The sequence below is a fragment of the Candidatus Avedoeria danica genome, from assembly GCA_016703025.1.
GTDB lineage: Bacteria > Chloroflexota > Anaerolineae > Epilineales > Epilineaceae > Avedoeria > Avedoeria danica.
Genome location: JADJCV010000001.1, coordinates 252,242 through 278,561, shown reverse-complemented (window position 1 = coordinate 278,561; position 26,320 = coordinate 252,242). Strand labels below are relative to the sequence as shown.

Here is a 26,320-nt window from a genome sequence, read left to right as displayed (position 1 = left end):
CGCCGGTCAGGTCCGGGCGTGGCGGCGCATCCGTCGTCACGGGTTCCCGGCCTCGCGCACGCAGCGCACGATATCGCTGTCGCCGAGCGGGACACCATGGCCGGACTTGAGAACCCGCATCGTCCTCGGACCTACTGCCCGAGCAACGCCGCCACCGCCGGCAGCGTCCGCCCCTCGAGGAACTCCAGCGTCGCGCCGCCGCCCGTGCTCACCCAGCCGATCCGGTCCGTCAGCCCCGCAGCATGCACCGCCGCCGCCGAGTCGCCGCCGCCGACGACGGTGTGCGCGTCGGGCAGGTCGGCCAGGATGCGGGCGACGGCGAACGTGCCTGCGGCGAACGGGGCGAGTTCGAAGACACCCATCGGCCCGTTCCAGACGACGGTGCGCGCTCCGAGGAGCGCACCCCGGAAGCGCTCGACGGTCGCCGGGCCGATGTCGAGCGCCCGCCAGCCGGGGTCGACGCCGGCGGCAGGGACGCTGCCGGTCTCGTCGGGATCGACGTCGTCGCGCGCGGCGTCGGCGACCGCGATGACGCGGGTGTTCGCCTCCGCGCTGAAGGCGTCCGCGACGATCAAGTCGACCGGCAGGACGAGCTTGTCGCCGGCCGCGGCGGCGATGCGAGCGGCGTCGGCCAACGCCGCGGTCTCGACGAGCGAGTCGCCCATCGGGACGCCGCGTGCTGCCAGGAACGTGTTCGCCATCCCGCCGCCGACGAGGATCGCATCGGCCAGCGGGACGAGGTGGTCGAGGACGGCGACCTTGTCCGAGATCTTGGCCCCGCCGGTGACGATGACGAGCGGTCGCGCCGGGTCGGACGTGACGGCGCCGAGCGCCACGAGCTCGCGGGCCATCAGCCGTCCGGCGTACGCCGGCAGGTCGCGGGCGACGCCGACGACCGAGGCGGCGGCGCGGTGGGCAGTGCCGAAGGCGTCGTTGACGTATGCGTCCGCCAGCGCCGCCAGATCCTGGGCGAGGCGCGGATCGTCCGACTCCTCGCCCGGATCGAAGCGCAGGTTCTCGAGGAGCATCACCTCGCCGGGCCTGAGGTGGCGCGCGGTCTCCTCGACCTCGTGGCCGGTGACCGCGGCCATCGTTCGCACGGGCTGCCCGAGGAGAGCGGCAAGGGCGGCGCCGACCGGGGCCATGCGGAGCGCCGGGTCGTGGCCCTTCGGCCGGCCGAGGTGGCTCATGAGGATGACGGCTGCGCCGCGGTCGAGCAGCTCGCGGATCGTGGGCAGGCTGGCGCGGATGCGCGTGTCGTCGGCGACGGCGCCGTCCTTGGTGAGCGGCACGTTGAAGTCGACGCGGACGAGGACGCGCTTGCCGGCCGGGTCGAGGTCGTCGAGGGTCGGCAGCCGGGAGGTCGCGGCCGGGAGACCGGCGCCCGGTTGCGGGGACCCGGCGGCCATCACGCGCCCGAGCCGTTGCGCGGCGTGCCGATCGTGCGCGCCGCGATGTAGGCGACGACGTCGGCGACGCGGTTCGAGTAGCCGTACTCGTTGTCGTACCAGGCGCTGATCTTGGCCAGTGGGCCGATCGCCATCGTGAACGGCGCGTCGATGATGGCCGAGTTCGGGTTGCCGCGGAAGTCCGTCGAGACGAGCGGGGCGTCGGAGACGGCCAGGACGCGGCCGAGCGGGCCGCGGGCGGCGGCGCGGAAGGCGTCGTTCAACGCATCGACGCTCACCGGCGCCTCGAACTGCGCGGTCACCTCCAGGAACGACACCGTCGGCACCGGGACGCGAACGGCATATCCGCTGATCTTGCCGGCCATGCCCGGCAGCACGTGCGCGATGGCCTTGGGGGCGCGCGTCGTCGTCGGGACAATGCTGGTGGGGGCCGAGCGGGCGCGGCGGAGGTCCTGGTCCGTCGAGTCGACGAGCTTCTGGGCGTTCGTGTAAGCGCGGACCGCGGTCAGCATCGCGTTCTTCAGGGGGAACGACGCGTCGAGGACCATGAGGACCGGCGCGAGCGCGTTCGTCGTGTCGGAGCCCGACGAGACCGTGGCATGGGCGGCCGGGTCGAAGTGGTCTTCGTTGACGCCGTAGATGAGGGTGCAGTCGGCGTCATCGCTCGGGGCGGTGATCACGACGTGCGCCGCGCCGGCCTCGACGTGGCCGCGGGCCTCGGCGCCGGCCTCGTACTGACCCGTCGCCTCGATGACGATGTCGATCCCGTGCGCCCGCCACGGCAGGTCGGCCAGCCGCTCGGCGCTGACGAACGGCACGCGCACGTCGTCGACGTGGAGCGTGTGGTCGTGGACGCTGACATGCGGGCCGAAGCGGCCGTAGTTCGAGTCGTACTGCAGGAGGTGCGCCGCCGCGCTGGCGTCGTCGGGGTTGGCGAGGCCGATCGCCGCTACCTCTATGCGATCGCGGTGGCGCTCCCAGATCGCCTTGAACGCCTGGCGGCCAGTGCGGCCGAAGCCGTAGATCGCAACGCGTGCCTTGCGGGTCATGCGACCACCTCCGTCGTCATCGCCAGCGCCGCACGCGGGGCGCGCGCGATCATGTCGGCACGGACGTCGTCGTGCGAGCGGCCACGAGCGCGCTGCGTGATGTAGAACGCCATGTCGGCGACGCGGCAGCTGTAGCCCCACTCGTTGTCGTACCACAGGACGGTCTTGACGAGATCGCCCTGGATGAGCGTCGCCGGGGCGTCGACGATGCTCGAGCGCGGGTCGCCGGTGAAGTCGATGCTGACGAGCGGCACGTCGACGACGCCGATGACGTCGCGCTGTTCGCCGGCCGCCGCCTCGCGGAGCGCGGCGTTCACTTCGTCGATGCCGCTTGGCCGGCGGTCCACGAGGGCGGTGAAGTCGGCCAGGCTGACAGTCGGAGTCGGTACGCGCAGCGCCGAGCCGTGGAAGCGCCCGGCCAGCGCCGGGATCACCTCGCCGACGGCCTTGGCGGCGCCGGTCGTCGTCGGAACGATGTTCAGCGCGGCGCCGCGGCTGCGGCGGGGGTCCTTGCCGGCGTGGTCCAGGAGGACCTGCGACGAGGTGTAGGCGTGGATCGTCGAGACGAGGGCGTGCTGGATACCGAAGCGCTCGTAGATCACCTTGGCCACGGGGGCGAGGGCGTTCGTCGTGCAGCTGGCGTTGGAGATGATCTTGTGGGCCTCGGGGTCGAACGCCGCCTCGTTCACGCCGCGGACGATCGTGATGTCCGGCTTCTTGGCCGGCTGCGTGATCAGGATCCGCTTGCCGCCGGCCAGGAGGTGGAGGCGGTTCTGCTCGCGCGTCTTGAAGTAGCCGGTTGCCTCGATGACGAGATCGACGTCCCAGCGCTTCCACTCCGGCACCGGGCCGTACGGGTTGCGGCCGACGACGTCGAACGTCTGGTCGTCGACGCGGATCGCGTTCGTCCGGCCCTCGACGACCGCTTGGATGTCGGCGTCGAAAACCCCGTACACGCTGTCGTGCTTGAGCAGCATCGCCCGATGCTCGGTGATGTGCGGGTCCGTGATGCCCGCCACCGTGATCTCGAGGGCATCCCAGTAGCGCTCGTGAATCGCCTTCACGAGCTGTCGACCGATCCGCCCGAAGCCGTTGATGGCGATCCGGGTGCGCATGTGTTCGTCCTCCTGCTCGATATCGATCCCGCGTCATCGATCCCGCGCTGCCGCTCGAAACCAGCTCCGCCCTACCGACCGCCGAGAACCCAGACCGGGTCGCGCGTCGGCCCGTCGATCAGCGGCACACGCGCACCCGTCGCCGGGTCGACGAGCGCCAGACCTTTCTCTCCGGCGACGGCGATCGTTCGACCGTCCGGCGCCCAGGCGAGGTCGGCGTCCGCCGGCACGGCGATGTGCGCCCCGACGATCTCGGCGCGGATCGACGGCGATGTCAGGTCGATCCGGGTGAGGACCGAGCCAAGGGCTCGCCCGACCAGGACAAGCACTTGTTCATCGGACCGGACGAGCGCCGTCGACGTTTGAACGTCCGGCTCGATCACCGGCGTGATCGTCAGCGGGTCGTCCACCGTTACGAAACGCAATCCCATACCCGTCGACCAGAGGACGTTGCGGTCAGGGAGCCAGCCGGCCGGATACCCACCGTCTTCGTCGAGCGAAATGTCCTTGCCCGCACCCGTCGCCATATCCACGAGGCCAATCTCTCCGTTGTCCAGGCCGACGAGCAGCCACTTCCCGTCGCGTGAGAAGGACATCGGCGACGCGCCGCCGACCGAGCCGAGATCGCGCTCGCTGTACGTCACGACGTCGAAGAGCCGGAGATGGCCGCCGACGTTGTACGCCAACTGGTGGCCGTCCCGCGACCATACCGGGCCCCACACGGGGCCGTCCGGCTCGAACAACGTCCGCTCGCCACCGGTCGGCGATTGGACCGTGATCGTGCCGTGACGTTGGCGGGCGATGAACCCGATCGACGAGACGGCGTACTGATCGGTGACGTCGTCCGGACCGTCGAGGACTTCGGGCTCGTCGCCCGATGCCGGCAGGCGCCACAGCCGCGGCGGATCACCGTGCAGATAGTACAGATCGGCGGGCAAAACGGCGAGCATTCCCGGTGCGCTGATCTCGGACGGCACGGGCTCAGGCGCCGGGAGCGTGCGCGTCGGGCGGTCGGCGCGTGGGGTGGCGGTGCGCTCCGGTGCGGCGGCCAGTTCGGTTGCGGCGGCCAGTTCGGTCGGCTCTGCCCCATCGGGTCGCTCGGTCGGCTCGTTCGGCCGCTCGCGCACGCGCGTGGCGATGACGATTGTCGGGCCGGGATTCGCCGCCAGCGGCGCGGCCGTCGGCGTCGGGCCGCGGACGAGGATCTGGACCGGCTTGCTCGGCGCGACGGGCCGGGCGATGAGGCGGACGGAAGCGCGGTAACTGCCGGCAGCCGCGTAGGTGTGCGTCGTGGCGTAGGTCCGCAGCACTTCGTCGGCACAGTCGTCGGGCGGCGGGATCAACTGGACGTTGTCGTCGCCGAGCGCGAACGCGGCCGTCGCACAGCGGAAGCGGTCCGGTTCGTCGAGGTCGCCCTCGAGCGTCGCGCGCAACTCGACCGTCAACGGCGCGTCGCCGATCTGTGGCTCGATCGCCAACACGAGTCGCACGCCGGGCATCACGTCGGCTCGCGAATCGTCGGCGGGCTGCTCCAGCGCCGGCGCTTCGTCCGATGTCGCGTCGCGGTCGGTGGTGCCGCCGGATCGCCCGTCGCAGCCGGCGGTCATGCCGGCGATGATCCCTGCGGCCAGGACGGGCCCAAGCCAGCCGAAGGGCTGGCGGCGTCGGTGCGATGGTTCGTCGGGCGTGTTCACGGCGGGGCAGTATACATGACCGCTAGGCGTGACCGCCTGGCCCGGCCGACCCGACTCAAGGGGCGGGGAGATCGATTGGGCGATCGATTGAGCGCGCGCTCGGGAGATCGATGATGACGAGCTGCGGCTGCCCGTCAACGTCGCGCGCCGCCGCAGCCAAGCGACGTCCGGCGGCCGCCCAACTCGGCGGCAGCGCCCCGTCGAGGTCGTTCAGGACGCGGGTCGGCGCGAGCGCGCCATCGCGTTCGACGAGGACGAGTCCGCCGTCCGCGGTGGCGACGGCCAGCTGCCGGCTGTCGGGCGACCACCATGCCTGCCGGGTGCCGGTGTCGAAGAGCCGGCGCGTCTGACCGGATGCGACGTCGTACACGAACAGCGCACCCGCCTCGGGGTAGGCGAACGCGCTGCTGTCGGGCGCCCACAGCGGCGATCCGATCGGCTGGATGTCCTTCGGTGGCGCACCATCGATGCGCGCCACCCGGGTGCCGGCGAGCGCCGGGCCGCCTGGCTCGTCGACGACGAGCGGGACGAGCACCGTCCGGCCGTCGGGCGCGACGAGCGCCCGGCCGTCGGGCGGCATCGCCGGGTTGGCCGCCAACCCCGCCCATGTCGTCACAGGCACGATGGCGAGCGTGAGCGGGTCGATCAGCGGGTAGTCGACCACGTTCGCTCCGGCGCCGGCGCCGAAGCGTGCCGGCCGCGGCACGAACAGGCGGCCGTCGGCGAGCCAGATCGGGCGGACGGCGGCGGCGGCGGCAGCGGCGGCGGCGTCAGCACCGGCACCGGCACCGGCAGCCCCTTCATCGTCGCCCGCATCGTCCGCGCCCGCATCGCCGGCCTCGAACACGAGCCGGCTGATCTCGCGGGCCGGTCCGTCCGCCGCGGGATCGAAGAGCCAAACGCTGCCACTGGCGGTGACCGCTGCGGCCGGCCCGCCATCACTCCGCCACGCCCAGGCATCGGCCGGGATGCCGGCCAGCGCATCCGCCGGCAGGTCGCCGTTGCGCGGCGGCGGCGCCGATGGAACGACATCGCCTGCAGCATCGATGACCGGGTCGGCGTCACGGGCCAGCAGCAGCGAGCCGTCCGCCTGCCATGTCGCCAGGGCCCGCTCCGCCACAGCGCCCACAACGTCGCCGCTGTCGGCCGTCCAGCGTGGGGCGGGCGAGACGCCGGCGACCGCGGGATCAACGGCCGACACGGCCGCGCCCGCATCGACGATCCAGACGCGCCCGATGGCTGCCTCTCCGGCCGCACCCGACTCCTGCGTGTAGGCGACGAGGTGCGTGCCGTCGGGCGACCATGGGCCGGCGCCGAGCGCCGGCTCCCCGGACGGCGGCGCGGCGGCTGGGCGCAGAACGAACGGTACGGCGGCCGATGCGGGCGGCACGATCGGGATCGCCGTCGCGGCCGCGAGGGCTTCGGCGACGCCGGGGGGGAGCGGGGCGAGGGCGGGGGGTGAGGCGTTGGGCGGCGGGGGCACGTCGGTGGCTTGGCGGCACGCGATCGCCGCGAAGGCGAGCGCGGACGCGGCGACGGCGGATCGCAGCGGCCGCGGCAGCGCGACGCGCGGCAGCGGTCGCGCTGCCGCAGCGCCTGGCGCAGGCGAAAGACAACGCCCCGGCCGTGCGGGGTGCGCATGGCCGGGGCGTTGCGGATCGATCATGATCGGCGGTCGTCGCGTTGCAGGCTGAGAACCGGCCGGCAGCGGCGAGCGATCCAGGTCCGGGTGCTTACTTGGACATGCCCTTCAGCCGGTGATACGCCGGGCGCGGCGCCCAGTCGTTGCGGACGATGCTGAAGGCGGCCTTCTCGTCGGCATTGCCGGCGACGGGCGCGAAGTTCAGGTTCCAGACGAACATCGGACCGACGTAGCCCCAGCTGCGCGCCATGTTGAACGCGTCGACGAGGTACTGCGCCTGCTCGCCCTCGTTGTTCTGGGCGGCGTAGCCGTAGCCGGGCGCTGGGCCGGCCCCCATGTTCTCGACGGACGCCCAACCGAACTCGGTGGCCCAGATCTTCTTGCCGCCGTCGCCGTTGCGGGCCATGACGTTGCGATAGGCCTGCATCGTGCCCTGGAAGTAGAACGAGCGGTGGCCGCTGAAGTCCGTCTTGCCGGGCGCCGACCAGCCGACACCGGCCGTGGCCGGCTTGTTGTAGCCGGAAGGGTGCGCGCCGATCGCGTTCGCGCAGCCGCGCAGGCCGGCGCCGTACATCTGGCTGAGGTAGTTCACGTCGTCCATCGCCAAGTTGTTGTTCACACCGGTCGGCGTGAGCGCGCCGCTGACGACGACGGCGCCGGGGTCGGACGCCTTGATCGCGCGGTAGCTGGCGCACAGGATCTGGACGTAGCGGCCGGCCGAGAGCGGCTCGTTGCCCCACTCGTAGTGCAGGTTCTGCTCGTTCCAGACCTCGTAGGCCTTCACGCGACCGCGGAAGTGCTCCGCCATGCGGCCGAGGAAGCTGGCCATCGTGTTCGGGTCCGCCGGCGGGCCGGCGACGCTGCGATCCGAGTTGCCCGCCCGCGCCCAATCCGGCGCCTTGACGACGCTGAACATCACGTTGATGCCCTTCGCGTTCGCCTGGTTCACGAGGTTGTCCAGGCCGGCGAAGTTCGCCTGGCCGGGCGAGCCCTCGTAGCGGAACCACTCGACTTGCTGCTTCACCCAGTTGAAGCCGATGTCCGAGACGGCGTCGACGGCGCGCTGGTCGCCATCGGGCGCATGGATCTGGATGCCGTAGCCGAAGCCGGCCGGCGCCGCGGCGACCGGGGCGGCGGCGACGGGCGCGGCGGGTGCGTTCGGGTCGGACGGCTGCGGCTGGGCCGGCGCCTGGCGCGGAGCGGCCGGCTTCGGGCTGGTGCACGCCGCGGAGCCCGGGATCTTCAACGTCGTGCCCGGGGCGATTCGGTTCGGGTTGGCCAAGCGGTTGGCCGTCTGGATCTTCTTCCAATCGACACCGCAGCGCGAGCCGATGCCCGAGAGCGTGTCGCCGCCCTTGACGGTATACGTCGTGTCGGTCAACGGAGCGGCGTTCGCACGCCCGCTGAACGACATCATGGCGCCTGCGGCAACCACTGCGATGAGTAGACGCTTTCGCATCAAGTCAAGCCTCCTGGAGGGGATTCGAAGCGATGCTGCGCGCATGGGCGACCGGACATCGCTGTTCCGGATCGGCCGGCGGCCAATGGCCACCACGCTCCGGCCCGGCGGGAACCGGCGGGATTATAACGCTCGTTGCAAGCCGCGCCAGTCGTCTCTGTCAGGCCTGCGTGGGGCGTGGTTGCGGCTTGGTTGCGTCCTGGATGCGGTCGGCGGGCGCAGTTCGACGCCAACGAGCGTCGGCTGCGCGGCGGGCGCGCGGCGGGAAACGGACGCGCCGCGAGGTTGCGAACGGGGTACGCTGACGGGCGTGTCGACCGGATGGACCGCGTCGACCGGTCGGCCGCTTCGCTTGGATCGCCCAGTGGACGTCGCCGATCGCAACCCTCCATCGCAACCCGCCGATCACAGCCCAAGGAGAGATCGACATGGCTCTGCCCGAGACCCGCCTCAAGCTGGCCGTCCGCGCCGTCGAGCGCGCACTGCCCGCCGCGGCCACGCCCGACCGCCTGACCGCCTTCCGCACCGCCTACGCCGCGCTGGCCAAGCTGAACGCCGGCGACGACGCCTGGACGGCCGAGACGCTCGACGCAGCGTGGACGCTGGCCAGTGACGGCTGGCCGCGGGACATCGCGCTCGCCGCTGTCCTCGAGGACGTCGGTGCGGCACACGCCGTGATCGTGGACGCGGCATCGCCGGGGCGGCCGAAGATCACGCGGCCGCGGGCGAAGTCGTAACGGGGCGGGACGCGGCGGTTGACGCATGGTCGGATCGGCGACGACAATCGACCGTGTGAGCGTTCAGGCGTCCGACCAACCGCAACCCCCCGATGGTCCGGCGGACGTGCGGGTCGACCCGCTGGCTGCGGCGATTCGGGCCGTGCCGCTCGTCGTCCAGACGTTGGGCGCATTTCGCGTCTGGCGGGACGGGGTGCCGGTGCTGCCGGCTGCGTGGGGTCGGGACAAGGCGGTCCAGCTGTTCCAGTTCGTCGTGACGCTCCGGCGCAAGCGGCTCGACAAGGAGCAGATCGTCGACGCGCTCTGGCCGGATCTCGATGCGGCGGCCGGGGACAGGGACTTCAAGGTGGCGCTGAACGCCGTACAGCGGGCGCTCGAACCGGACCGTGCGGCCCGGGCCGAACCGCGCTTCGTGCGGCGCTGGGGAGCGACATACGGCATCGACCTGGCGGAGGCGTGGGTCGATGCCGAGGCGCTCGAAGGGCACGTGGCTGCCGGCAACCGGCAGATCGGCGGCGACCGCGACGGGGCCGCGGCGCACTATGCGGCGGCGGCGGAGCTGTATGGCGGGGACTATCTCCCCGAACGGCGCTATGACGACTGGGCGAGCAGCGAGCATGAGCGGCTGCAGGTGCTTGCCTTCGGGGCGATGACGACGTTGGCGGAGCTGCTCGTCGAGACGAACCCGCTCGAGAGCTTGCGGCTGACAGGCCGCGTCCTGGCGACCGACCCGGTTTGGGAGGACGCCTGGCGGATCGAGATGCGCGCTCACGCCGCCCGCGGCAACCGGGCGCTGGCGATCCGCAGTTGGGAGCGGTGCGTGGCGGCGCTGGAGAGCGAGCTCGGCATCGTCCCCCTGCCGCAGACGCGGGCGGTGTACGATTCCGTCCGGCTCGGAGTGGGGACGTAGCCGGCGTCGAGAACGACGGACGGACGTGATTCGGAGGAAGCGCAGATGGCTGAGCGTGAGAGCGGTTCGCGGCGACCGACGGAGGCGGGCGGGGACATCGCCTCGTTCGTCCTGCGGTTCACACAGGACCTCTATGCGGATGAGGGCGGTGAGTCGCGCGTCCGCTGGCGGGGCCATATCCGGCACGTCCAGAGCGATGCCGAGGCGCGCTTCACCGAGTTCGCCGACGCGGTGGCGTTCATGCAGCACCAACTGGCAACGCTGACGATGAACGCCGTCGCCGACCGCTCGCCGGACGACCAGCGGCAAGCGCTGGCCGACAGCTTCCAGTTGTGGGAGCGCGTGACGAGCGGCTACGCCACGTACATGCTCGACGCCTTCAGCCAGACGATGGCGAAGTCGGAGGCCGTACGCCAACAGGTGGGCGAGCAGATCGAGCGCTCGCTGACGTGGTGGTCGCCGTTCCTGGGCACCGGTGCGGCCGCCGAGAAGGACAAGCGCCCGCCGGACGCGGCGGCGGTGCTGGCCGCGCTGGGCGAGGTGGCGGCGCGGCTGCAGGCGCTGGACGAGAAGGTGGGGCGGGTGGAGGCGGCGTTGCGCGACAGAGGGAACGAATAGAGGGACCGACAAGGGAACCGACAAGAGGATCTTGTAACTGGTGTGTAACTCGGGTGGGTAGACTGTCCATCGTACGGCACGAACGCGGTGCCGGCGAAACACGAAAGCCACCCCGCGGATGGTGGGGTGCCGATAAGCCTAGGAGAGACCACCATGATGCCCGAGACCGTCAAGACGAACCTGAGCCAGTGGAACGAGACCCTCACCGCCTGGAACCACTTCAACCTCGAGGCCACGAAGGCCCAGATGGAAGCCCTCGTTTCGCTGCGCGAGCAGTGGAACGTGGTGTTCACCGACACGGCGAACCGCATCCAGGAGCTGGCGCAGCGCGAGCAGGCCCAGATCCAGAAGGCCGCCGAGGCGTGGCAGGGTCAGGTCCAGACCGGCGTGCACCAGGCCACCAAGCTTGCCGAGACGCTGAGCACGGCCGGCCAGTCGATGGCCCAGGAGACCGTGAAGGCCGTGCAGACGCAGGCGCGCGTCGCGCAGACGCAGGTCGCCGAGTTCGCGACCGCCGGCCGCGAGTTGGCCGAGAGCGTCGCGGACACGACCAAGGCCGCCCGCAAGAACTAAGCGCATTCGCGCAGCGCGCCACAGGCGGTTGCCTTTGGGCGCCATCGTCATCGGCCAGGGCACAGTATTCACCGTGCCCTGGCCGATCGTCGTTTCAACTGCCGGCGTGCGCGCCGGGCACCGAGCGGCTCCTTGCCGTCGAGGGGATGGGCGCCATGAGCGAGGGTCAGGACGGGATGGGTTCGATGTGGCAGGGCATGGCCGATGCCCAGCGTCAGATGTGGTCGCAGTGGGCTGACCTTGCGGCCGCCGGCGCCCAGGCCGCCGGCACAGCGGCCGGCCAGGCTGCGCGCCCCACGGGCGGCCACGCCGGCACGGCTCCGACCGGGGCCCCATGGCCGGGCGCCGCGCAATGGCCGGGTGCATCGCCATGGTCCGGTGCAACGGACGCCTGGCTGGCCTCGTGGCGGCAACTGGCGCACCAGACCACGGCGGCTTGGACGGCCGGGGCGGACCCGGTGGCCAGGGACGCAGCTCAGGGCATGGCGGCCACCCAGGAGACGATGCTTCGTTACGGCGCGCTCATGCAGCAGGCATGGTCGATGCTCTCGGCGCCGGCGACCTCGCCCGAGGAGACGACGGCCAAGCTCGATGCGTTCGGCCAGCTGATGCAGCAGTCGATGGCCGCGCCGTGGTCCAACCTGGGCACGCCGCCCGGCGACATCAACAGCCTGTGGGCCGGCTACCTTGCCGCATTGGAGCGACTGCCCGGCCCGTGGGCGAACTTGATGAAGGAGGTGCCGACGTCGGCCACGCGCGCCTTCGGCGGCGACAGCTCCGAGCTGTTGGGTCAGACACGCCTCCTGTGGGATGCGTGGGAGCGCAGCGCCGGACGTCTCATCGAGACGCCGTCGATGGGCTATTCCCGCGAGACGACCGAGATGTTGCAGCGCGGCTTCGACGCCTGGGTGGACTACCGACGCGCAGTGTTCGAGTTCAGCGTCGTCCTGAACGAAGCCTGGGCGGCGTCCGGGCAGGCGGGGGTCGACATGCTCCGTCGCCGGGCCGAGGCGAACACGCCCATCACCAGCCTTCGCGAGTTCGTGAACGTTTGGTCCGAGGCCACCGACGCCTCGCTCGAGGACGCCTTCCGCGCGCCGCGCTACGCCGAGGCGCAGGCCGCGATGCTGGCCGCTGCCATGCGCTATCGCCTGCGCGAACGCGACATCGTCGAGACGGCGCTCAAGATGACGGACATCCCGTCGCGCAGCGAGCTGGATGAGACGAATCGGCGCGTGCACGCCCTCAAACGCGAGGTCCGCGAGCTCCGGCAGGCGATGGCGGCGGCACGGCCGGCAAAGCGCGCTGCGGGTCGAGCGGCGACCGACAAGGCGACCGACAAGGCGACCGACAAGGAGGTGTCCTGATGATGCCCAACGTGTTCGCGATCACGCCTGAGACGTTCGCCCGCGAGCTGGCCGAGATGAGCCGCCAGACCGTGGCCGGCGTCGAGACGCTCTCGCGCATCGACAGCGACGACGTGACGGTCGGCTGCTCGGCCAAGGAGGCGGTCTGGAGCGAGGATGGGATCACGCTCTACCGCTTCACTCCGCGCGTGGCCGAGCCGCGGCCGGTGCCGCTGTTGATCTCGTACGCGCTCGTCAACCGTCCGTACATGGTCGACCTCCAGGAGGACCGCTCCCTCGTCCGCAACCTGCTGGACCTTGGCCTCGACGTCTACCTGATCGACTGGGGCTACCCCACCCGGGCCGACCGCTGGCGGACGCTGGACGACTACATCAACGGCTACATCGACCGCTGCGTGGACGAGGTCCGCGCGCGATCGGGCCAGCCGGCGATCCACGTCCTCGGGATCTGCCAGGGCGGCACGTTCAGCCTGTGCTACGCGGCGCTGCACCCCGACAAGGTCAAGAGCCTCATCGCGATGGTCGCCCCGGTCGACTTCCACGCGGAGAGCGGCGCCGACTGCGGCCTGCTGAACGCCTGGGCGCGGCCGATGGACATCGACCTCATGGTCGATGCGCTGGGCAACATCCCCGGCGACTTCATGAACCTCGGCTTCCTGATGCTCAAGCCCTTCCAGCTGAACGTCGCCAAGTACGCCGGACTGCTGGACATCGCCGAAGACGAGACGAAGGTCCGCAATTTCCTGCGGATGGAGAAGTGGATCTTCGACAGCCCGGATCAGGCCGGCGAGGCCTATCGCCAGTTCCTGAAGGACTTCTACCAGGACAACAAGCTCATCGCCGGCGAGGTCGAGCTCGGCGGCCGACGCGTGGACCTGAAGGCCGTGACGATGCCGGTGCTGAACGTCTTCGCCGAGCAGGACCACCTTGTCCCGCCGGCCTCGTCGCTGGCGCTGGCCGGGCGGGTGGGCACGGCGGACTACAAGGAACTGTCCTATCCGGTCGGCCACATCGGCATGTACGTGAGCGGCAAGGTCCAGAAGACATTGCCGGCAGCGCTCGTGGAATGGCTCGACGCGCGGTCGTGATGCCGTTCGCTCACAATTCGCGCACGCGGAACAATTCGCGCACAAGGAGTTGCGGACCATGAAGGAAGCATTCATCGTCTCGGGCGCTCGGACGCCCCTCGGCAAGTTCGGCGGCGGGCTGATGGACGTCTCGCCGGTCGACCTCGGGGCGCACGCGATGCGCGCGGCCCTGGCGCGCGGCAACGTCGCCCCCGAGGCCGTCGACGGCTACGTGTTCGGCAACGTCGTGAGCGCCGGGCATGGCCAGTTGATCGCCCGCCAGGCCGCCATCAAAGCCGGCATCCCGGACACGATCGACGGCTACCACGTGAACATGGTGTGCAGCTCGGCCATGCTGGCGACGATGAACGCCGTGACGCACATCAAGGCGGGCGAGCGCGACATCATGGTCGCCGGCGGCACGGAATCGATGTCCCAGAGCGGCTTCCTGCTCCGGCCGGCGGCGCGCTGGGGCTACAAGTACATCTCGGGCAAGTCCGAGCCGCTGATCGACCTCCTCGACCACGACGGCCTGACGGACCCGCTGACCGGCGAGCGGATGGGCGATCAGACCGAGCGCCTGGCCGCCGAGTTCGGGATCAGCCGCGCCGACCTCGACGAGGTCGCGTTCGAGTCCCACCGCCGCGCCGCGGCGGCGACCGACGGCGGCAAGTTCGCGGGCGAGATCGCGCCGTACGAGATCCAGGGCCGCAAGGGCGTGACCGTCGTCGATCGCGACGAGGGCATTCGGCCCGACACGACGCTGGAGAGCCTTGCCAAGCTCCGGCCGGCGTTCAACCCGGACGGCGTGATCACCGCCGGCAACGCCAGCCAGCTGACGGACGGCGCCGCGGCGCTCGTCGTCGCCAGCGGGGACGCCGTGGCGGCCCACGGTCTCAAGCCGATCGCCAAGGTGTTGGGCAGCACGTGGGCCGCCGGCCCCGGCTGGCGCTTCGCCGCCGCGCCGATCCCGGCGGTCAAGCAGCTCCTCGACCAACTCGGCATGACGGTCGACGACATCGACCTCTTCGAGAACAACGAGGCCTTCGCGGTGAACTCCGTCCTCTTCCACCGCGAGCTGGGCGTGCCCTACGACAAGCTGAACGTGAACGGCGGCGCGATCGCCCTCGGCCACCCGATCGGCGCGACGGGCGCGCGGCTGATCGTCACGCTGCTGGCGGCGCTGGCCGACCGCGGCAAGACGCTCGGGCTGGCGACGCTGTGCCACGGGACGGGGGGGAGCACGGCGGTGGTGGTGGAGCGGGTGGGGTAACGGCCGCAACGGCCAATCCCCAACGGCCAATCCCCAACGGCCAATACGGACCCATGCCCTTCGCGCCGTGCCCCTACCGGCGGGGTTTGTGTTGCCGTCGGATTCCTATGGTCCGTTGCTGGCGACCGGTAGGTAGATGCTCGGCCCATTGTTGTCCCCGTGGAATGGCGTGATCGTTGCCGACGCCTCGGTCCGCGTCGGTACGGGGGTCTCATCCGGCGGCGAGGGTGTCGCCGAAGGTGCGGGCATCGTCGCGGACGCCACCGCCGTCGGTGATCCGGCCACCGGCGTTTCGCTCGGCGCGGCCGTCGGCGTCGCGCTGGCCGTCGGCCCTCGTGTCGGTGTCGGCGACGCCGTCGGCCCGGCGGGCGTGACGGGCTTGGCGCCGGCCTTGATCAGGGCGGCCAGCGCATCGACGCGCGGGTACTTCTGGCCGTTCTTGGCCGTGACGAGCGTGCCGGTGTCCTCGAGCAGCTTCTTGAGCTGCGCGGGGCGGATGTTGCCGTCCACCGCCACCACGAGCGCACCGACCGCGGCGGCCACCGGCGAGGCGTTGCTCGTCCCGACCGTCGACGACGTCCCGCCGCCCATCTTGGGCGCCGTCGTCCAGGCGCCCGGCGCCACGACGGACACGCCGCGGCCGATGTTCGAGAAGCACGTGACCGTGTCCGGTGAGGCGTTCTCGTCGAAGCAGCCGTCGGGACCGCCGAACTCGCCGCGGTCCGGCTCGCGGCCGAGATCGGCATCGTATGTGGCCGCGACGGCGATGACGTTGGACAGGCAGCCGGGCGCGCTGAGCGCATTCTGGGCTCCGCTGTTGCCGGTGGCGACGAAGACGGCGATGCCCCGCGTGATCGCGGTCTGGATGGCGGTCGCGCGGGCCGGGTCCGCCTGGTCGCAGTTGCCGGTGAACGTTTCCCTCGACCCGAGGCTCATGTTGGCGATCTTGACATTCAGCCGGCTCCGCTCGCGGACGATCCAATCGAACGCCTTGACCTGGTCGCTGATGAACGACTCGGCCTTGGCGTTGAAAACGCGCACCGCCACGATGCCGGCGCCGGGCGCGATCCCGCGCGGCGCCACGACGCCGCGGCCCGCGACGATCCCCGCCATGCCGGTGCCGTGGCCGTTCCGGTCGATCGCGTCATCGCTCTCGGACGCGGCGCTGTTGACGCCGCACCCGCTCTCGACGGAGAAGCACTTCTGGGCAACGATCGCAGCCTTGAGGTCCGGGTGGTTCGCGTCGACGCCGGTGTCGATCACGGCAACGTTTACGCCCTCGCCCGTCACGCCGTAGTCCGCCCATACCCGGTCGGCGTGGACCGTTTGGGCGTGCTCGGCGAGCTGCAGCACGCTCACGCGGTCGGGCTCGACGGCCGCCACGAGCGGGTGTCGGGCCAGCGCCGCACGGCCGCGCGCGCTCGCGTCGACGAAGAGCATCGGCACGATCCCATAGCGGTGGCGCAGCGTGACGTCGGACGCGTCGACATCGGCGAGAACGCGGTCCTGGGCCTGGGCGACGGCGGTCATGGCGACGTCGTCGGGCACGTCGCGCCGCGCGACGTCGATGGCGGGGCGGAGGACGACGAGGACGGGCTGGCGGTCCTCCGAGTGGTGGGAGGCGTGGGCGACGTCCGCGGCGTCCGCGCGGACCGGCGGGCCGTTCTCCGCCAGCTGCACCGGCACGCCGGCGACGGTCGCGCGGCGGTAGCCGATCGGCAGGTAGACCGTACCGCCCTCGCCTTGCGGACGGCGGGTCGGCGTGCGCGTCGCGGGCGACGTGACGGTGAACGTCGGCGTCACGCTGGCCGGCGGGCGGGCCGTCGTGCTGCCGGGGGGCGGGGTGTCCGTCGGCGCGGCGGTGTCCGTGGGAGGGGGCGTCTCGCCGGGCAGGAGCGTGCGCGTCGCCGTGGGTGACGGGCCGGGCGTGACGGTCGGCGTCTCGGTCGGCGGGCTCGTCGGGGGCGCGGTGGCCGGGGTGCTGGCGGCAAGCGTCGGGCCCTCGGGCGGCAGGGCGGTGGCCGGATCGCCGAGGCGTGCTGTCACGTGGACGCGCTCGACGGTGAAGCCGGCGCGGACGTCGGCGGCGGGCGGCGGGACGGCATCGTTGGAGTGGAGGTAGCCGACGGCCTGGATGTCCACGAAGACGTGCGGTTCGAACTGGGCGAACCTGGGCTTGAAGGCGAGCCGGAGCGGCGGCTGCGGGTCGTACAATGCCCAGCCGGTGTTCCGTGGGTTCGTGATGATCAGCGATGCCGTCTGGCTCGCCGGTTCCCCGGCGCGCTCCGAGATGAACCACTGTCCGCCGTCCTTCACGACGATGCGCACCTGACCGGAGTTGTTCTGTGGCACGCCGTCGCCGCCCTCGTAGTTCACGAGCGCGATCGAGCTGGCCTCGTCGAACGAGACGCGCCGGTCGTGGCCGCCGCTGAGGAAGTCCGACTTCCGCCAGTAGCGCAGGTCCCAGCCGCGCGTTCCGGGGCTGGCGCCGTAGTAGAGCTTGTCCAACGGCTTGACGGGCGACTGGGCCCAGACCTGGGCCCACTTGTACTCGAACGGGCGGTCGTAGCTCTCGATGAGGAGGCCGCCATAGAACCGGGCGCTCTTGCCGGCCCGATCGACCGGGGGTGAGAGCGGCGTGGCGTCCGACCACTCGATCGACCAGCGCTCGTCGTCGTACACGCCGTCGCGCTCGAGGTCGAGTTCGGACTCGACCGGCGCATCGGCGCCGCGGAAGCCGGCGTCGGCGTCGACGTAGTCGCCGCCCCAGTCGACGATCGGCAGCGAGCCGCCGAACAGCCGGAACGTCGCGGTCAGCGTCATCGTCCGCGACATCGGGGGCGTCGTGTGGATCGCATCGCCCCCGTCCGACCAGCGCTCGAACGCGTACAGCGCGCCGCCCACCCGTTCGAGCGCATCCGCGCCCACGGTCCGCCGCACGCCGGCGATGCTCGGTACGGTCGCCGGCGTCGTGACCGGCGCGTCGTCCACGGACAGCGTGATGCCGGGTGGATCGGACGCCAGCATGAGGTCGACGAGCACGGGTTGGATGTCGCGCGTCCGCACGGTGACGAGACCCTCGCTGTCCCGCGCGGTGAACGTGATCCGCACGAAGGCGTCGGGGTTGCGGTGGGCGTCCAGGTCGAGCATGTGCGTGCCGCCGGCGATCCCGGCCGTCGTCGGCATGAGCTCGTGGACGTGGTCGCCGTGGTGGAGGTCCATGCGCCACGAGAGCGCGCTGGGCGGCAGCGGGACGTCGAGCGCATCCACGGCTTGGCCGTAGAACGTGACGAGCCCGTCGCCGACGAACTGGAAACCGGGGTTCGGCAGGAGGATCGTGGCCACCGGCGGCGTGCGCTCCGTCACCGTCAGCAGCGCCGCATCGCTCGACACCGAGCCCTCGCCGTTGCCGACGATCACGCTGAAGCGCGCGCCGCTGTCCGATGGCTGCACCGGGCCGACGGCGAGCTCGGCGCCCGTCCCGCCGGGCACGTCGACGCCGTCCCGCTGCCAGCGGTAGGTCAGCGGCTGCGTCCCGAAGGCGCGGACGCTGAAGCGGGCCGTGCGGCCGACGACGACGGATGTAGCGACCGGTTGGATCCCGATCGTCGGCTGGCCGCTGCCGACGTAGCGGACCTTGTAGAGCGCGCCCGTATCGGTGCCGAAGTCCGAACCGCGTGCCAGGTAGTACAGCGCGCCGTCCGGGCTGACGCGAACGTCGATCGGCCACGACGGGGCGCTGGTCGAGCCGAAGACGGTGACGTCGGTGGGGTTGTTCGGGTCGAGGACGCGGATCTCGCCTTGGCAGTAATCGGCGAAGAAGTACTTGCCGACATACGACGGCGGGAACCAGGCGTCGGCCGGGTTGTAGAACGCGCCGCCGCTGATCGCGCAGCCTGGAACGTGCGGGTAGGCATAGAGGGGGCCGGTGATCCCGGGCGCGGACGTCGGGCCTTCCGTCGACGGCCAGCCGTAGTCCTCGCCGGCCGCACCCTCGTTGATCTCCTCGAACGCGGCTTGTCCGATGTCGTTGATCAGCATGCGGCCGGTGCCCGGTTGGACAGCGAACGTGAACGGGTTGCGCAGTCCGCTCGCCCAGATCGCGCGGTTGCGGCCCTGCTGCGTTGCGAAGAACGGGTTGTCGGGTGGGATGTGGCCGTCCGGGGCAAGGCGAAGGATCTTGCCGAGCGTGGACTCCAAGCTGGCGGCCTTGGCCCCATCGCCGTTGTCGCCCGTGCCCACGTAGAGCATGCCGTCGGCGCCGAAGTGGAGCCCGCCGCCGACGCGCGTGCGCGTGGTCAGCGTCTCGAGGTCGGCGATGACCTGGGCGCTCTCGACCGGGGCATCGTTGCCGGTGACCTTGTAGCGGAGAATCCGGTTGTGCGTCGTGGGCTCATCGACAGTGGCCAGCACGTAGAGCGACGGCGACGATTCAAAGTCCGGACCGACGGTGATGCCTTGGAGACCGAGATCCTCGATGGCGGTCGTGGCGACCGTGAGGACGGGCTCGGCAAGCAGGACGTCGTTCTCGACGACGCGGACCGTCCCGCGCTGTTCGGCGATGAACACGCGGCCATCCGGGGCGATCGTCATCGCCGTCGCACCGTTCAGCTTGTCGGCGACGCGCGTCTCGACGAAGCCGGTCGGCAGGGCCGAAGGGGCCGCGGTCGCGGCGGTGGCGGACGTCGCGGACATCGCAAGCATCGCGGCGGCCGCGGACGGCGCGTGCGGACCGGCGGGCAGGAAGGCGAGGGCGAGCGCGGCGAGGCCGCCCGCGGCGATGGGGCGATTGAGCATCGGTACAGCCTTGCAGGTAGGGGAGCGGGATGGTGGATGGCGGAGAAACGAGCGCAGAAGTGTGCAATGAAGGATGGACGCGGGGCAACCGGTTGGGGTGACGGCGGGTTCGCGGCGAATCGGAGGCGCATCGGTTGTGGACGCCGAGCCCTTGGGTGCAAGAAACCGAGCCGGTGCGCGTGTACTGTATGCCATGACGCTACTCAATGGGCTGTTGCGCCGCCCGACGGACCTCCGCCCCGCCCCCGCCAGGAACGCGCCGCCGATGGCCGCCTCCACCGACGACCGCCTCATCGACCGCGCGCGCAACGGCGACGGCCAGGCGTTCGGCCTCCTGGTCCAGCGCTACCAGGACGCCGTCTACAGCCTGTGCTACCACCTCTGCGGCGACCGAACGGACGCCGAGGATCTGGCGCAGGACGCCTTCGTCCGCTTCCACCGCCAGCTGGACCGCTTCCGCCCGGGCGAGCCGCTCTGGCCGTGGCTGCGCCGGTTGACGACGAACAGCGCGCTGAACGGGCTGCGCGGGGGTCGCGTGGGTCGCGTCGGTCGCGCCAACAACGGCGCCCACACGGTGTCGCTGGACGACGCGGCCATCGACGGCGACATCACGAACGTCGCGGACACCGACGTCGGTGGGCGAGCGTGGCGCGCTTCGGACGACCTTCGGATCGACCTCGAGCGCCACCTCCAAGCGCTGGCGCCCGCCGATCGCGCCGTGCTCGTCCTGCGCTACCTGGAAGACCTGACCTACGCCGAGATCGCCGCGCTGCTGGACGTACCCGTCTCGACGGTCGAGACCCGGCTGTTCCGCGCGCGCAAGCGGCTCGGAGCGCTCTATCGCGCCCACGCCGCTGACGGGGAGGTGTGACGTGTTCCGACGCCGAACGACGACGGACGACGCGTCCTTGGCTGAGGCGTATCGGCGACTGGACGGCGCGTCGACCGCGTCGACGGCATCGTCGCCCGCATCGTTGCCCGTTGCCGCCTCGACTTTGGCCGAGGCCGCGCGCGTCGATGCGGCGCTCCGCCGCGTGCTCCAGCCGGTCGCGGCTCCCGATACGCTGGCGGGGCGCGTGGCGGGCGAGGTCGGGCGGGCGCGTGTGGCGGGGTGGCGGCGCGGCGCGGGGACGGTGCGGCGGCCGGTGTGGGCGATGGCGTTCGCGGGGGCGGTGGTCGTCGTGCTCGTCGCGGGGACCGCGTTGACGACGATGCCGGGTGGCGGGACGATCGGGGAGCGGGCGCGGGGGGTGGGGGAGTGGGTGCGGGCGGTGATGGGGGTTGGGGTGCGGGGCGACGAGACGGACGGGGAGGCGTACTACTGGGTGCGGGGATGGGGATCCTGCCGCTGCGGCCGGATGCCGTGGTGGCGACGGGGCCGGTGACGGTGACCAAGGGATACCCAGTGCCGATCGTCATCGAAGGTCTGGTCTCGGATTCGCGAGGCACGCTGGTGATCGTGAGGGTCAAGGGCGCCGGGCCAGAGGATGACGGATCGCCTGCGATGGCGACGATCTATCGCGGCGTGCCGAATGGAAGCCGGTTGACGATCCGAACCTGTGATGTCTCGAACAGCTCCTTTGACCGCGACCTGAGCCGGCCGGAGGAGTGCGTATATGGTCCGCTGCTGCTGACCGAGCGGAACAGCGGCGTCGCGCGCTTTGGCATGCCGCGTTCCGGCCGGGGGCACATCGAGTTCTTCGACACCTACCGATCAGATTCCAACGGGCGTCAGCTGGAGGGGGACTTCGGCGGCCGCGACTACACGACGTTCCTTGCGTCGCTTCAGCCCGTCGATGTGCCTCTTGTCTCGGTGGCCAGCGGCAAACTCAAGCCTGCGCATCGTCTTGGGGACGATCAGGTCCGCGGCGGCGTCAGGCTACGAGCTTGGGGGGCGCTGCCAGCCGCGGGACAGCTGGCCGTACGCGTGGAAACCGTCGACGTGGCACATGGCGACGACGTGCGCTTCGTATCGGCTGACGACGACGCGAGGACGTACGCGTTTGAGCAAGAAGTTGAGCACGTGTTGGCCGCGTTCGGAGTTAACGATGGAACGGGGGCCGCCGTTCCTCCCGTGACCTTGTGGGAACATGTCACCGGGCAATCGGCGGATAGTCTCCGCGGGGAGGCGTGCTCGACCCACCGGCTGCCGGAATCTCGTTCGAGGCGCCTCGGTTCCCGGTGACTGTCTTCCGAGGATTGGGTGGTCCAGGTGAAGCGATCCGCCGTCTGACCGTCGGCCCCCTGCTGCTGGCCGTTGACGACGAGTCCCTTGTCGAGCGAACACGGCTGAATGGTTTGCATTCAACAACCATTCGCCTGGATACGGTCGCAGCCACGTTTGCCCACACCAGGAATCTTGGCCTGATCGCGCATAGCGGCACAGCCCCGGAACGTTATCCAGTGACGGATACCTTGCGTGTCGCGGAACGACAGCTGCCGATCGGCTTCGCTGTGGTCATCGATTCTGGCGATCCGAAGCCTACCGATCAGAATCCGACGAGAGTGATACACCCGCCAAGGGCAATGATCACTGCCCATTGGGCCGACGATGGATGGGACGGGCGGCAGTTGGTCGACCTGGATGTTGGCCGCGTCCAGCGCATGTCGTTGTGGAACGGGCCGCGCCGCGCATGCAGGCCCTTCACCCTCGGCGGCGGACACGGCTCGCCGCAGACCGGAGTCGCGCCGGCGATGTGGCGCATGGTGGGGGGTGCGCCAAACGAACTCCTGCCATCCGTCGAACTGTGCTTTTCCCGTCCCATCTTCCAGATCCCCGGCCCCTGGACATTCCCGATCGATCTGCCATGAGCTCACGTGTGGTGTCGACCGTGTTCGCACCAACTTGCCCAACCGGAGCGCACCGCTAGCATCCACCCCCATGCGCGAATTCCTCACCCGCTACCTCCTCCCCCTCCGCGCCCGCGCCGCCCTCCTCTTCGCCCTCATGCTCGCCGACATCAGCCTCGACCTCGCGGGCCCGCAGCTCCAGCGCGCGTTCATCGACGGCGCGATCGGCGGCGCGCCCGCCGGCGACCTCATCCGCCTGGCCGCGCTGTTCGTCGGCCTCGCGTTCGTCCTCCAGGGGCTGATGGTGGCCGCCGGCATCGTGTCCACCGAGCTGGCGCAGACGGCGACGAATCGGATGCGCGAGGACCTCCTCGACCACGTGCTCCGCCTCGACCTCGCCTTCCACGGCCGCCACACGCCCGGCGAGCTGATCGAGCGGATCGACGGCGACGTCGCGACGCTGGCGAACTTCGTGTCGCGCTTCCTGCTCGAGCTCGTCGGCAGCGCGCTGCTCGTGCTCGGCGTGCTGGCGATGCTGTTCCGGGTGGACGCGCGGATCGGCGCCACGATGGCCATCTTCGTCCTCCTCGCCATCGCGATCATGCGCGGCGTCCTGCACCTGGCCGTGCCGCACTGGGCGGCGGCGCGCGAGGCCTCGGCGCAGCTGTTCGGCTTCCTCGAGGAGCGCCTCGCCGGCACGGAGGACCTGCGCGCGAACGGCGCCGTGGCCTACACGCTCCGCCGCTTCTTCGGCCTCTCCCGCGACATCTGGCGCCGCAACCTCCGCGCCAGCCTCCTCGGCTCGGCCACGGGCGGCACGTCCGTGCTCCTGCTGTTCATCGCGATGGCGATCAGCCTGGGCTGGGCCGTCGTGCTCGTCCAGGACGGGTCGATCACGCTCGGCACCGCTTGGCTCCTCTTCAGCTACAGCCTCCAGCTCGACGGCCCGCTCTCCGGCATCGCCCGGCAGCTGGGTGATCTGCAGCAGGCCGGCGCCAGCATCACCCGCATCCGCGCGCTGCTCGACGAGCGGACGACGCTGACCGAGCCGCCGCCCGACCGCGCCCGTGCCTTGCCCTCCGGGCCGCTGGCGGTCACGGTCGATGGGGTGGACTTCCGCTACGGCGACCGGAACGGCGATGGGCGTGGCGACATCGTGCCTGGCGACATCGTGCCAGGCGACATCGGTCGCAGTGACGCCCCGACGCTGCACAACATCATGTTCGACGTCCCCGCCGGCACGTCCCTCGGCCTCCTCGGCCCGAGCGGCAGCGGCAAGACGACGCTCACCCGCCTGCTCCTGCGCCTCCTCGACCCGACCGCCGGCACCGTCCGCCTCGGCGGCATCGACGTGCGCGACGTCCCGACGGCCGACCTCAGGCGGCGCGTCGCGATCGTCACCCAGGACGTCCAGCTCTTCCACGCCACGCTGCGCGACAACCTCACGCTTTTCGACCCGACCGTCGACGACGAGCGGATCCGCGCCGCGCTCGACGGCCTCGGCCTCGGCGCCTGGGTGGACGGCTTGGCCAACGGCCTCGACACCGTGCTCGCGCCCGGCGGCGGCGTCTCGGCCGGCGAAGCGCAGCTCCTCGCCTTCGCCCGGATCTTCATCGGCGACCCCGGCCTCGTCGTCCTCGACGAGGCGTCGTCGCGCCTCGATCCGGCCACCGAGACGCGCCTGACCGCGGCGATGGCGCGCCTGGCGGCCGGCCGCACCGTCGTCGTCATCGCCCACCGACTGGCAACCGTCCAGCGACTGGACGCCGTGTGCCTGCTGGCGGACGGGCGCATCGTGGAGCACGGGCCGCGGGCGGCGCTGGCGGCGGATGCGGGCTCGCGCTACGCGCAGCTGCTGGCGGCGGGGCTCGAGGACCTCGACGCGGCGATGACGACGCTGGCAGTCGGAAGCGGCGGCGATGTCGGCGCGGTATTGTCGTCGACGTCGGCCTCCGCATCGTCGCCGGAAACGGCATCGGGCGAGGCCGACCGATGAAGTTCTGGCGCACCCTCGCCCGCCTCGCCCGCTACGCCTGGCCGTTGTATGCCACCAGCGGACTGCTGGCGAGCGTGTTGTTCTACCTCGTCCCGCTCCTGCCCGGCCTCGTCGTCAAGGCGATCTTCGACCGTCTGTCGGCCGACGCGGCGGGTTCGGCCGCCGCGACCTCCGGCGCCGGCCAGACCGCGCTCCTCTGGCTCGTCGCCGCTGTCGCCGGCATCGGCGCGATGCGGTTCACGTCGCTTCTCGGCGCCGTCGCGGCCGAACAGTCCCTCCACCAGGTGATCCGGACGCTCCTGCGGGCGAACCTGCTCGAGCACATCCTCGGCCGGCCCGGCGCACGCCCGCTGCCATCGTCGACCGGCGAGGCGATCAGCCGGCTGCGGGGCGATGTCGAGGCCGTGCCGACCTTCCTGAGTTGGACGCTCGATCCCATCGGCCAGTCGCTTGCCCTCGGGACAGCGCTGACCGTGCTCTGGCGCGTTGACCCGCGCCTGACGATTGCCGTGTTCGGTCCGCTGATCGCCACCGTGACGCTGGTCAACGTGCTGGCCGGGCGGATCCGGCGGCTGCGGCTGGCCAGCCGGGAGAGCGAGGGGGCGGTGACGGGGCACATCGGCGAGATCGTCGGCGCGGTGCTGGCGGTCAAGGTGGCCGGCGCCGAGGGCCGGGTGATCGCCCACTTCCGCGAGCTGAACGCCCGCCGCCGCCGGGCCGTCCTGCGCGACGCGGCGCTGTCGCGCTTCATCGAGGCCCTCACCTACAACATGAGCACGATCGGCATCGGCCTGCTGCTCGTCCTCCTCGCGCTGCGCCTTCGGACGGACGCGGACGCCTTCGCCGTCGGCGACTTCGCGCTGTTCGTCTCCTACCTGGGGTGGGTGACCGTCATCACGAGCATGTTCGGCCAGTATCTGACGAACTTCCGCCAGACGGATGTCTCGCTGAAGCGCTTGGCCGAGCTCGTCGACGACCCCGCCCCCGAGCGAGTCCTCGTCCGCCACCGCCCCGTCCACCTCTGGCGCGATCTGCCGCAAGTCCCGCAGCCCGTCCGCTCGCCCGCCGACGCGCTGACGACGCTGACCGCCCGCGGCCTGACGATGCGCTGGCCGGACGGCGCACGCGGGATCGAGGACGTCGACCTCGACATCGCCGGCGGCACGGTGACGGTGATCACCGGCCCGGTCGGCGCCGGCAAGACGACGCTCCTGCGCGTCCTCCTCGGCCTGCTGCCCTCCGACGCCGGGACGATCGAGTGGAACGGCCGGATCATCGACGATCCCGCGACGTGGTTCGTCCCGCCGCGGGCCGCCTACACACCCCAGGCACCGCGCCTGTTCTCCGACCCGCTGCGCGACAACCTCCTCCTGGGCCTCGACCGCGACGATGCGGCGATCGCCACCGCCCTGCACCGCGCCGTCTTCGACGCCGACGTCGCCGCGATGCCCGACGGCCTCGCCACGCGCCTCGGGCCGCGCGGCACGCGCCTGTCCGGCGGCCAGGCGCAGCGCGCGGCGGCGGCGCGGATGCTGATCCGCGAGCCGAGCCTCCTGGTGTTCGACGACCTGTCGAGCGCCCTCGACGTCGAGACCGAAGCGCGACTGTGGGACCGCCTCTTCGCGATCCCCGGCCGCACCGTGCTGGCGGTGGCGCACCGGCGGGCGGCGCTGCAGCGGGCCGATCAGGTGGTTGTGATGGATGGGGGGCGGGTGGTGGCGGTGGGGACCGTCGAGTCGTTGTTGGGGACGAGCGAGGTGTTTCGGGGGTTGTGGCAGGGGGCGAAGGGGACGCCCGAGTGACGAACGAAGCCACCGCGCTGGG

Annotated in this window: 20 protein-coding genes; 13 read left to right on the top strand and 7 right to left on the bottom strand. The window is 71.3% G+C overall.

The features are described from left to right. Window positions 1-131 precede the first annotated feature (131 nt). The 6 genes from IPG72_01085 to IPG72_01060 form a co-directional block, all read right to left on the bottom strand. On the bottom strand, window positions 132-1,409 hold the full coding sequence (locus IPG72_01085) for a phosphoglycerate kinase (GenBank protein ID MBK6767634.1): 1,278 nt from the start codon (window positions 1,407-1,409) through the stop codon (window positions 132-134). Next, a complete protein-coding gene (locus tag IPG72_01080) occupies window positions 1,409-2,458 on the bottom strand; it encodes a type I glyceraldehyde-3-phosphate dehydrogenase (GenBank protein ID MBK6767633.1) in 1,050 nt (349 codons plus the stop codon). The genes IPG72_01085 and IPG72_01080 overlap by 1 nt, the downstream gene beginning before the upstream one ends. Next, a complete protein-coding gene (locus IPG72_01075) occupies window positions 2,455-3,573 on the bottom strand; it encodes a type I glyceraldehyde-3-phosphate dehydrogenase (protein ID MBK6767632.1) in 1,119 nt (372 codons plus the stop codon). Before IPG72_01075 ends, IPG72_01080 begins: the two co-directional genes overlap by 4 nt. Before the next feature lie 71 nt (window positions 3,574-3,644). Next, entirely contained in the window at window positions 3,645-5,267 is a 1,623-nt protein-coding gene (locus tag IPG72_01070; GenBank protein MBK6767631.1) for a hypothetical protein, read from the bottom strand. A gap of 55 nt (window positions 5,268-5,322) precedes the next feature. Next, window positions 5,323-6,933 carry a hypothetical protein gene (locus IPG72_01065; GenBank protein ID MBK6767630.1) on the bottom strand — a complete coding sequence of 537 codons (1,611 nt, stop codon included), beginning with the start codon at window positions 6,931-6,933 and terminating at the stop codon, window positions 5,323-5,325. Between the two features lie 67 nt (window positions 6,934-7,000). Continuing rightward, window positions 7,001-8,368: a LysM peptidoglycan-binding domain-containing protein gene (locus tag IPG72_01060; GenBank protein ID MBK6767629.1), complete on the bottom strand. Its 1,368-nt coding sequence runs from the start codon at window positions 8,366-8,368 to the stop codon at window positions 7,001-7,003. A gap of 428 nt (window positions 8,369-8,796) precedes the next feature. On the opposite strand from IPG72_01060, the gene IPG72_01055 reads away from it, so the two are divergent. The 7 genes from IPG72_01055 to IPG72_01025 all read left to right on the top strand — a co-directional run bounded on the left by IPG72_01055 (window position 8,797) and on the right by IPG72_01025 (window position 14,913). Beyond that, window positions 8,797-9,105, top strand: coding sequence for a hypothetical protein (locus IPG72_01055; GenBank protein ID MBK6767628.1), 309 nt, complete (start codon window positions 8,797-8,799; stop codon window positions 9,103-9,105). A gap of 55 nt (window positions 9,106-9,160) precedes the next feature. Continuing rightward, window positions 9,161-10,015 carry a transcriptional regulator gene (locus IPG72_01050; GenBank protein ID MBK6767627.1) on the top strand — a complete coding sequence of 285 codons (855 nt, stop codon included), beginning with the start codon at window positions 9,161-9,163 and terminating at the stop codon, window positions 10,013-10,015. A gap of 45 nt (window positions 10,016-10,060) precedes the next feature. Next, window positions 10,061-10,633 carry a hypothetical protein gene (locus IPG72_01045; GenBank protein ID MBK6767626.1) on the top strand — a complete coding sequence of 191 codons (573 nt, stop codon included), beginning with the start codon at window positions 10,061-10,063 and terminating at the stop codon, window positions 10,631-10,633. Window positions 10,634-10,786: 153 nt separating this feature from the next. Beyond that, window positions 10,787-11,206: a hypothetical protein gene (locus IPG72_01040; GenBank protein ID MBK6767625.1), complete on the top strand. Its 420-nt coding sequence runs from the start codon at window positions 10,787-10,789 to the stop codon at window positions 11,204-11,206. Between the two features lie 155 nt (window positions 11,207-11,361). After that, window positions 11,362-12,573, top strand: a complete 1,212-nt coding sequence (locus IPG72_01035; GenBank protein MBK6767624.1) for a hypothetical protein — start codon at window positions 11,362-11,364, stop codon at window positions 12,571-12,573. Next, window positions 12,573-13,661: a class III poly(R)-hydroxyalkanoic acid synthase subunit PhaC gene (phaC, locus tag IPG72_01030; protein ID MBK6767623.1), complete on the top strand. Its 1,089-nt coding sequence runs from the start codon at window positions 12,573-12,575 to the stop codon at window positions 13,659-13,661. The genes IPG72_01035 and phaC overlap by 1 nt, the downstream gene beginning before the upstream one ends. A gap of 58 nt (window positions 13,662-13,719) precedes the next feature. Beyond that, complete coding sequence (locus IPG72_01025) at window positions 13,720-14,913, top strand: thiolase family protein (GenBank protein MBK6767622.1); 1,194 nt, start codon at window positions 13,720-13,722, stop codon at window positions 14,911-14,913. Window positions 14,914-15,018: 105 nt separating this feature from the next. On the opposite strand, the gene IPG72_01020 is transcribed toward IPG72_01025, so the two are convergent. Continuing rightward, window positions 15,019-19,710 (bottom strand): PQQ-dependent sugar dehydrogenase, encoded by a 4,692-nt coding sequence (locus tag IPG72_01020; GenBank protein MBK6767621.1) that lies wholly within the window; start codon window positions 19,708-19,710, stop codon window positions 15,019-15,021. 265 nt (window positions 19,711-19,975) lie between these two features. Between IPG72_01020 and IPG72_01015 the strand changes: the two genes are divergently transcribed. From IPG72_01015 to IPG72_00990, 6 genes are all read left to right on the top strand, one after another. Further along, window positions 19,976-20,581, top strand: coding sequence for a sigma-70 family RNA polymerase sigma factor (locus IPG72_01015; GenBank protein MBK6767620.1), 606 nt, complete (start codon window positions 19,976-19,978; stop codon window positions 20,579-20,581). Window position 20,582: 1 nt separating this feature from the next. After that, window positions 20,583-21,095, top strand: a complete 513-nt coding sequence (locus IPG72_01010; GenBank protein ID MBK6767619.1) for a hypothetical protein — start codon at window positions 20,583-20,585, stop codon at window positions 21,093-21,095. Continuing rightward, window positions 21,044-21,895: a hypothetical protein gene (locus tag IPG72_01005; protein MBK6767618.1), complete on the top strand. Its 852-nt coding sequence runs from the start codon at window positions 21,044-21,046 to the stop codon at window positions 21,893-21,895. Before IPG72_01010 ends, IPG72_01005 begins: the two co-directional genes overlap by 52 nt. Continuing rightward, window positions 21,892-22,521: a hypothetical protein gene (locus IPG72_01000; GenBank protein MBK6767617.1), complete on the top strand. Its 630-nt coding sequence runs from the start codon at window positions 21,892-21,894 to the stop codon at window positions 22,519-22,521. The genes IPG72_01005 and IPG72_01000 overlap by 4 nt, the downstream gene beginning before the upstream one ends. 70 nt (window positions 22,522-22,591) lie before the next feature. After that, entirely contained in the window at window positions 22,592-24,496 is a 1,905-nt protein-coding gene (locus IPG72_00995; GenBank protein ID MBK6767616.1) for an ABC transporter ATP-binding protein, read from the top strand. Further along, window positions 24,493-26,298 (top strand): ABC transporter ATP-binding protein, encoded by a 1,806-nt coding sequence (locus IPG72_00990; protein MBK6767615.1) that lies wholly within the window; start codon window positions 24,493-24,495, stop codon window positions 26,296-26,298. Before IPG72_00995 ends, IPG72_00990 begins: the two co-directional genes overlap by 4 nt. Window positions 26,299-26,320 lie beyond the last annotated feature (22 nt).

What these genes read in the sequence shown, in the direction of transcription:
- IPG72_01035 (MBK6767624.1), top strand. Translation starts at nt 11,362, where the DNA reads ATGAGCGAGGGTCAGGACGGGATGGGTTCGATGTGGCAGGGCATGGCC.
- IPG72_01005 (MBK6767618.1), top strand. Translation starts at nt 21,044, where the DNA reads ATGGGGATCCTGCCGCTGCGGCCGGATGCCGTGGTGGCGACGGGGCCG.
- phaC (MBK6767623.1), top strand. Translation starts at nt 12,573, where the DNA reads ATGATGCCCAACGTGTTCGCGATCACGCCTGAGACGTTCGCCCGCGAG.
- IPG72_00990 (MBK6767615.1), top strand. Translation starts at nt 24,493, where the DNA reads ATGAAGTTCTGGCGCACCCTCGCCCGCCTCGCCCGCTACGCCTGGCCG.
- IPG72_01020 (MBK6767621.1), bottom strand. Translation starts at nt 19,710, where the DNA reads ATGCTCAATCGCCCCATCGCCGCGGGCGGCCTCGCCGCGCTCGCCCTC.
- IPG72_01015 (MBK6767620.1), top strand. Translation starts at nt 19,976, where the DNA reads ATGGCCGCCTCCACCGACGACCGCCTCATCGACCGCGCGCGCAACGGC.
- IPG72_01080 (MBK6767633.1), bottom strand. Translation starts at nt 2,458, where the DNA reads ATGACCCGCAAGGCACGCGTTGCGATCTACGGCTTCGGCCGCACTGGC.
- IPG72_01040 (MBK6767625.1), top strand. Translation starts at nt 10,787, where the DNA reads ATGATGCCCGAGACCGTCAAGACGAACCTGAGCCAGTGGAACGAGACC.
- IPG72_01085 (MBK6767634.1), bottom strand. Translation starts at nt 1,409, where the DNA reads ATGGCCGCCGGGTCCCCGCAACCGGGCGCCGGTCTCCCGGCCGCGACC.
- IPG72_00995 (MBK6767616.1), top strand. Translation starts at nt 22,592, where the DNA reads ATGCGCGAATTCCTCACCCGCTACCTCCTCCCCCTCCGCGCCCGCGCC.
- IPG72_01060 (MBK6767629.1), bottom strand. Translation starts at nt 8,368, where the DNA reads ATGCGAAAGCGTCTACTCATCGCAGTGGTTGCCGCAGGCGCCATGATG.
- IPG72_01055 (MBK6767628.1), top strand. Translation starts at nt 8,797, where the DNA reads ATGGCTCTGCCCGAGACCCGCCTCAAGCTGGCCGTCCGCGCCGTCGAG.
- IPG72_01075 (MBK6767632.1), bottom strand. Translation starts at nt 3,573, where the DNA reads ATGCGCACCCGGATCGCCATCAACGGCTTCGGGCGGATCGGTCGACAG.
- IPG72_01025 (MBK6767622.1), top strand. Translation starts at nt 13,720, where the DNA reads ATGAAGGAAGCATTCATCGTCTCGGGCGCTCGGACGCCCCTCGGCAAG.
- IPG72_01065 (MBK6767630.1), bottom strand. Translation starts at nt 6,933, where the DNA reads ATGATCGATCCGCAACGCCCCGGCCATGCGCACCCCGCACGGCCGGGG.
- IPG72_01045 (MBK6767626.1), top strand. Translation starts at nt 10,061, where the DNA reads ATGGCTGAGCGTGAGAGCGGTTCGCGGCGACCGACGGAGGCGGGCGGG.